Raw genomic sequence first — 1,450 nt, forward strand, 5'->3', positions numbered from 1 at the left:
CAGGACAGGCAAGGCCTGCAAACCGGATCACCCGACGAAATCGCCCATACGCTGGGCTGGATCAACGACCACGACCTCGAAGCCCGCGCCCAAAGATTCGGCAAAAACGAATACGGAAAATACCTCAAAAACCTGCTCAACCAGTAGACTAAGCCAGCGGCATCTGCTTCGGTAAGGCGATCCCAGAAACTTCATAAATTGAATTAAGCGGATTTTGTTCCTGATCCCGCAACTGAACATTATGGCTTTCACTGGCGGTAAGGTGTCTCGCGCGCTCTCCTGCGCTTGCCGGTGGATCGTCAATCATGATCTGTCGGACAAACCGGATCAAAACCAAACTGATCGGCATAAGAGAAGAGCCGCTAAACACTAACAGATCCTGTTCAATTTTCGTGGAGCGGTTCAGTCTTGCTTTGCCCAGTCACAGCCGGAATCCTGAAGATTGTTTAAGGTGTTGTCACATTAACTCCTGCGCACCAAGGAATACTGATGCTCGAACTTCAAGCGGCTCGAGTAGTGGCATTCCAGGCGTCAAATGCCTCGAGGCGGTGATATCGAATTGTTAAGGCTGAACGACGACGAGCGGGGGCACAGAAGCTACTCCGAATGGCTGAATGGGTGCCCACGAACCTCTGCGAACCTCCTGGGAACCGAAATCTCTGCATCGTCCGTTCCCGCTTTCGGAATGGGAGATGACTGTTTTCAGATCGATTATTCAAGCCCTTGTGCGACCAATGATCCAGACCCGGCGCGACTTCTCGCTTGGCAGCGCCATAGGAGCGCAATTTGTCCGTAATGATCCGCTCAGGATTGAAACCAAGACGCTTTTTCAGGCGGCGTAACAGCCGTTTTGCTGCCCGTTTGTCCCGTTTCGGCTGGAGTATTTCATCCAGAATAACGCCATGCTGATCGACCGCGCGCCAAAGCCAATATTTGCGACCAGAGAGTCTCACGACACCTTCATCCAGATGCCAGACATCACCTGAACGACCCTGTCTTTGACGCAAGTTTTGAGCTATCGTCGGCGCGAATTTGATGACCCAACGCCGGACAGTTTCGTAAGACGCATCGATCCCGCGCTGCAACATCAACTCTTCAACTTCCCGCAGGCTCAGATTGAAGCGAACGTACAGCAACACCGCGTGTGCGATGATCTGAGGAGGATACCGATGGCGCTTGTAGGTGAGATTGGCGATGATTTCATCGATGTCACCTACGTCCAATTAAGGACATGAACAACCAAACGGCAAGTTAACGTGACATCACCGTGGCATGGTCCGGGAACAGGATATCCGGCTCGTGATTGTGTTCTTTGACAGCGCCGTGAACATGCCGGATGTCATGCGCCGTGATGACAGCCTGTTGATTTCCGCTGAGAAGTGACCCGGTAAGCCAGATAATTTTCACTGAGAATTGACCCATGTGAGCACATTGCCCCGACGTTTTCGTT

At 52.1% G+C, this 1,450-nt stretch carries 2 protein-coding genes; both read right to left on the reverse strand.

The window, feature by feature from the left end; genetic code table 11:
• Positions 1-500: 500 nt before the first annotated feature.
• Complete coding sequence (locus ACR0ID_RS20370; protein ID WP_480608410.1) at positions 501-1,196, reverse strand: IS6 family transposase; 696 nt, start codon at positions 1,194-1,196, stop codon at positions 501-503.
• Positions 1,197-1,251: 55 nt separating this feature from the next.
• A partial coding sequence (locus ACR0ID_RS20375) for a hypothetical protein (protein ID WP_480608407.1) occupies positions 1,252-1,450 on the reverse strand: 199 nt, incomplete at its 5' end.

Source organism: Ruegeria sp. AL2, from assembly GCF_056540845.1.